Source organism: Mycobacterium tilburgii, from assembly GCF_902168065.1.
In the GTDB taxonomy this organism is placed as follows: Bacteria; Actinomycetota; Actinomycetes; order Mycobacteriales; family Mycobacteriaceae; genus Mycobacterium; species Mycobacterium tilburgii.
Window position 1 is genome coordinate 1 of the sequence record NZ_LR655767.1, and the last position, 5,183, is coordinate 5,183.

General features: G+C 63.6%; 4 protein-coding genes and 2 pseudogenes. 5 read left to right on the forward strand and 1 reads right to left on the reverse strand.

From position 1 onward, the window contains the following. Nucleotides 1-444: 444 nt before the first annotated feature. The 5 genes and pseudogenes from FQ389_RS23020 (at nucleotide 445) to FQ389_RS17400 (ending at nucleotide 4,159) form a co-directional block, all read left to right on the forward strand. Nucleotides 445-918 carry a phospholipase effector Tle1 domain-containing protein gene (locus tag FQ389_RS23020; RefSeq protein WP_407662937.1) on the forward strand — a complete coding sequence of 158 codons (474 nt, stop codon included), beginning with the start codon at nucleotides 445-447 and terminating at the stop codon, nucleotides 916-918. A gap of 9 nt (nucleotides 919-927) precedes the next feature. Then, a pseudogene (locus FQ389_RS17385) lies at nucleotides 928-1,305 on the forward strand (FKBP-type peptidyl-prolyl cis-trans isomerase). A 1,297-nt stretch (nucleotides 1,306-2,602) separates the two neighbouring features. Continuing rightward, on the forward strand, nucleotides 2,603-3,100 hold the full coding sequence (locus tag FQ389_RS17395) for an L-lactate permease (RefSeq protein WP_260860869.1): 498 nt from the start codon (nucleotides 2,603-2,605) through the stop codon (nucleotides 3,098-3,100). After that, on the forward strand, nucleotides 3,091-3,267 hold the full coding sequence (locus FQ389_RS20975) for a hypothetical protein (protein WP_260860870.1): 177 nt from the start codon (nucleotides 3,091-3,093) through the stop codon (nucleotides 3,265-3,267). Before FQ389_RS17395 ends, FQ389_RS20975 begins: the two co-directional genes overlap by 10 nt. Before the next feature lie 10 nt (nucleotides 3,268-3,277). Then, nucleotides 3,278-4,159 carry an L-lactate permease gene (locus FQ389_RS17400; protein ID WP_407662938.1) on the forward strand — a complete coding sequence of 294 codons (882 nt, stop codon included), beginning with the start codon at nucleotides 3,278-3,280 and terminating at the stop codon, nucleotides 4,157-4,159. A 70-nt stretch (nucleotides 4,160-4,229) separates the two neighbouring features. On the opposite strand, the pseudogene FQ389_RS17405 reads toward FQ389_RS17400, so the two are convergent. Then, nucleotides 4,230-5,131, reverse strand: a pseudogene (locus FQ389_RS17405) (hypothetical protein). Nucleotides 5,132-5,183 lie beyond the last annotated feature (52 nt).

The window sequence follows — 5,183 nt, forward strand, 5'->3', positions numbered from 1 at the left end:
CCTACCCGATCGTCATGGACCGGTGGACCAACCTTGCCGTTCTTACCAAGTTTACGCTTGACGAACACACTCCACCAGCGTTGTTCGAGCAGATCCGCCAGGGGGCGCGGTGCGCTCGGCCATCGGCTGCCCGGCGTCGCCGGCCTCAGCGACCAGGAAGCGGTAGCCGGACTCCGGATCATCGCGGTGGGCGTCGAACAGGGCGTTGGAGCCGATGCGCCTCGAGGTACTCGGCGTCGGTCACGGGGTTGGCCAGCCAGCGTTAGTAGGGCTGGCGGGCGAGCTTGAGGACCAGCACGTCACCGCCACGGAAATCCCGTCGGCAGCGAGCTCTTTCACGAGCGGGTAAAGCCTTTTCCCGGCAGATTCGACTGTACCGGGGTACGCCGCCGCCCGGCGCAGCACCTCATTCTCCTGCTCCAACAACCGATTCCGGCGACGCAGGTGTGGTTTGCCGGCGCCCACGGCGACGTTGGCGGCGGATATGTCCATCACAGATTGAGCGATCTGGCGCTGCTCTGGATGACCGACCACGCCCGCAGTCTCGGTTGGGCCCTCGATCCCACGGCCTTCGCCGGTCCCCAGGCCGGGCACACCGTCACCCCAGAGCGGACCGCTTGTCGCCGCATTGCTGTTCGCCCTGGATGTGTCGGCACCTATACAGGAGACCCGTGTCGGTGTGTATCGGCTGCTGCCACCATTCGTGTGCAAAATCGGTGTCACGGACCCGGCTCAGGAGTCCGTCGCGTCGACCGCCATCGAGCGGGACGAAGCCACCGCATATGCGCCGGATCCACTAGTCGCCTATCTGAACGGCAACCCGAGGGTAACCACAATTCCTTCCGGGGAATTGTCTGTTTGAGCGGTCGAGTCGGTACCCGGGCAAATTCTTCGCTCGCCGGCGCTGCCTGTGCCTAAGCAACCGTCCTGACGCTCGCCGGAGGAGGAACGGCAAGTGCCGCCGGTTCGTGCCCCACAGCCGCACCGCCGAGCGGCGCGGCCCCCGACTGGACGCGGAGCGGTGGTCTCGAGCACCGCCAAGGTCTCGGTCTGCTACATGGGCGTCAACGGACGTGACGGGTCGGTGTTCGACAGCAGCTACGATCGTGGGCGTCCCGGCCGACTTCCCGGTGACCCGAGTTATACCCGGCTTCCAGAAGGCGATCGCGGGGCAAAAAGTCGGGTCTACGGTCGCCGTCGCGATGGTCCCCGCGGACGGTTACCCCCGAAGGCCAGCCCAGCGCGGGGATTCGGCCCGGCGACTCGCTGATCTTCGCGATCAAGATCCTCAGCGCCTCGGGTTAAATTCCGCGATCACGCGAGGTGTCATAACGCGATAACGCGTTGTCTCCCAACTGCATCCACGCCATGACGCATACGGTCACAAGTATGGATGCACGGATCATGCAGTTGATAGAAGGATGCGAACTCGCCTGGACCGAGCTGTGCAACCCGGCTACCCCGTGTTCGCGTTCCACGGGAAGCCGGGCTCGCGTCGACAATGCCTCATCGACCCGGAGAAACCCGCGCTGGCGGCGGGCGTCCAGGTTGATCGTCCCGGACCGTCCCGGCTACGGTGCAAGCGCCTGGCAGCCGCGGCACACCTTCAAAAGCTGGGCGAGCGACGTCACCGAACTGGCCGATCACCTTGGCCTCGAACATTTCGCGGTGCTCGGCATTTTCCGGCGGCGGGCCCCATGCGGCGGCCTGCACTCGCTTCCTCCCCGACCGTGTCACTACCGCCGCGCTCGTCAGCGGTGTCGGGCCTCTCGTCAAGCCCGGTTCGAGGCGGGCATGATGCCCGCGAACAAGGTATTTGCCCGGCTCGGCCGAACCGTGCCCGCGGCCAATGCGGTGATCTTCGGGCTGATCTTCTTGATCGGCCGTCGCTTCCCGGCGTTCATGTTGGGGCAGCTGGTGGCAAGCATGCCGCCCGTCGACCGCGATGCCCTCGCGCGGCTCGAAGTGCGAAATTTTCCTGGACATGATCGTCCAAGTGTGCCCGACCGCGGGCAGGGCCGCGGCACAAGACTACCGGCTCTTCGCGCACGACTGGGGCTTCCAGCTCGAGGACATCACCGTGCCGGTACAGGTGTGGCAGAGGGACGTCGATGTCAACGTCCCGTTGGCCCACGCTGAACGTCAGGCCTCGGAGATCTGGGGGCGGTGCTGCACGACATGCCCGGCGAGGGCCATCTCATGTCGCTCCCACACAAAGTCGTCCGACATCAGTGCGGTTGCCGCGTCGATGTCGATGTGCTGTCCGTAGAAGGCCTGGATGAAGTCGATTACGAGCTGCTCGTTTGCGTTCGTGGCGCGACGCCCGGTACCATGGCCGCTGTTCCTTTGCTGGTCGACGGTCTGCGGGAAGCTGGAGGGGACTCTACGCCCAAATAAATCGACCGATTTAATTTATTCCAAACTTTTTCCGGCATTTGTGATTGTAGCACAGTGATCCGGCGCACAACAGTCCCACCGAATCTTTAAGGTTCCCAGCATATATATCGCCAGATTTTGGACCCAGTCGCACATTCGCTAGGCCTGAGTTCCCTTGTTTGGCGATGCTCTTCGTCATGCTCGGCGCCTTACGGATGCGGACTGGGTGGCTGCGCTGATCTCCGTGGCGGTGGCGCTTGCCATCGCCATCGCGGTGTACGGCACGCCAACCGGCCAGGCGCTATTGGCCGCCAGCGCGGGCGTCGTCTTCGGCTTCTTCCCCATCCTCTGGATCGTGATCAACGCCATCTGGGTCTACCAAGTGACCGTCCAGACAGGACATTTCGACGTACTCCGGCGCAGCTTCGCCGGGATCAGCGACGATCACCGCATCCAGGCGATCATCATCGCCTTCCCCTTCGGCGCGCTGCTCGAGGCGCTGGCCGGCTTCGGTGCGCCGATGGCAGTCACGTCGATGATGCTGCTTGCGTTGGGTTTCAAGCCGCTGAAGGCGGCAGTCCTTGCCCTGGTGGCCAACACCGCACCGGTGGCCTACGGGGCCATGGCGATCCCGATCATCACGCTCGGCAAGGTCTCCGGGATCTCCAGCGACGCATCGCAGACGGCCGTCGTGGACTTCGCGAGAAATGGCACGTGGCGCTGACGGCGGGCATCGTCTTCGGCGTCGGCCAATTCGCCACATCGAACTTCCTGTCGGTGCCGTCCGCGGACGTGGTCGCTTCGCTGCTGTCTTCGGGTGCCGTGGTGCTGCTGCTGCAGGTGCGGCGGCCCCAGACCACCCCCGCCCGTCGCGGTCGTCGCGGACGGTGAGTCCGACACCATGGCCCCCGAGTTCGAGGCGAACCTGAACAAGTCCGACCTCAATAAGACCGACGCGCGCGCCGAGGTGTTCCGCGCCTACACGCCCTACGCGATCATCATCGCGATCTTCGTCCTCTGCCAGGTCCCCGTCGTGAAGAAGTTCCTGGACCACGCCACCTACGCGGTGCACTGGCAGTGCCTGCACCTGCAAACCGCCAAGGGAAGCCCGTCCAGCGTGGCGAACTTCACCTTCAGCCTGGTGAACACGCCGGGAACGCAGATGCTGATCGCCGGCCTCGTCGCGATGTTCGTGCTACGCCTGTCGGTGGGTGGCGCGCTCAAGGCCTACGGCGCGACCCTGTATCAGCTCCGCTGGGCGATTGTCACCGTAATGGCCGTGCTGGCACTGGCTTTCGTGGTGAATGCCGCAGGGCAGACCATCACCCTGGGCACCTGGATGGCCAGCGCCGGAAGTGCTTTCGCGCTGCTCTCCCCCATCCTGGGATGGATCGGCGTGGCGGTCACCGGCTCCGATACCTCCTCGAACTCGTTGTTCGGCGCGTTGCAGGTGACGGCCGCCGCCAAGGCCGGTCTTTTGCCGCTGCTGATGACCGCGGGCAACAGCTCTGGCGGTGTGCTGGGCAAGATGATCTCGCCGCAGAACTTCTCCATCGCCGCGGCCGCGGTGAACCTCGACGGCAAGGAAGGTGACATCTTCCGCCGCGTGATGCTGTGGAGCGCGATCTCCCTGGTGTTCGTGTGCGCGCTTACCGCGCTGCAGTCGTCGTCGGTGCTGTCCTGGATGGTCCCCGGCTGCCCCTACTCTCTGGTTCTCTGCCGCCATCCACGTTCGAACGGGAACCGCCAGGTGTTAGGTGCGATCAGTTCAGTTGGTGAATAGTGTTGGGACCCCACGTTCCCACCGGGTACACCTCCGCCGGCGGCGGGTCGTCGAGCAGTTCTGCCGAACGCTACCATAGTGATTCGTTGCCCTCGGCGGTGGTAAACAGTGTGTGGTCACCGCGCATCGAGGATGAGCCCTCGTAGGCCTCCAGCATGTCGGCCACGGTGTCGATCTCCTGGGAAGAGAACTGCATCGACAGCTTGTCGAGCTTCATCCCGGGGGCGGTCCGCTTGCCGTAGAACGACAGCGAAACTCTCGAATTGTCCGCAAGATCGAACGTCTTGTGATCGGGACCCTGGGTTCCGACACCCGAACCCGGCGGGAACATACTGCGCGGCGCCTCTTTGAACGCGATCGAGATGATGCGGATGCCTTCGGCCATCTTCTTGCCGGGGCGCAGGTAGATAGGCACCCCGGTCCAGCACCAGTTGTCGATGCCGACCTTCAGCGCGATGAATGTCTCGGTGTCGGAATCCCTTGCCAAGCCTTCCTCTTCACGATACCGGCGTACTGGCCACGCACCACGTCCAATGTCTTCACCGGGGGCATCGATCGGAACACCTTGTTCTTCTCTTCGCTGATGGCATAGGGCTCGAGGGCGGTCGGCGGTTCCATCACCCCGAACGCCATCACCTGGAACAGGTGCGTGACCACCATGTCCTTGTACGCGCAGGTGCTCTCGTAGAAGTTCGCCCGTTGATCCAGCCCCAGCTTCTCGGGAATATCGATCGGGATGTGGTCGATGAAGTTGCGGTTCCAGATCGGCTCGAACAATCCGTTGGCGAAACGGAACGCGAAAATATTATGCGCCGCCTCCTTGCCCAAGAAATGGTTGATGCGGAAAATCTGAGATTTGTCGAACGTTTCGTTCAGGAAGTCATTGAGCTCCACCGCAGTGGCCAGGTCCGTGCCGAACGGCTTCTCCATCACCACCCGGGACTGTTCGATGAGGTTGGCATCGCGCAGCATCGTGATGACAACGCACGCCGCCTTCGCCGGGACCGACAAATAATGTAACCAC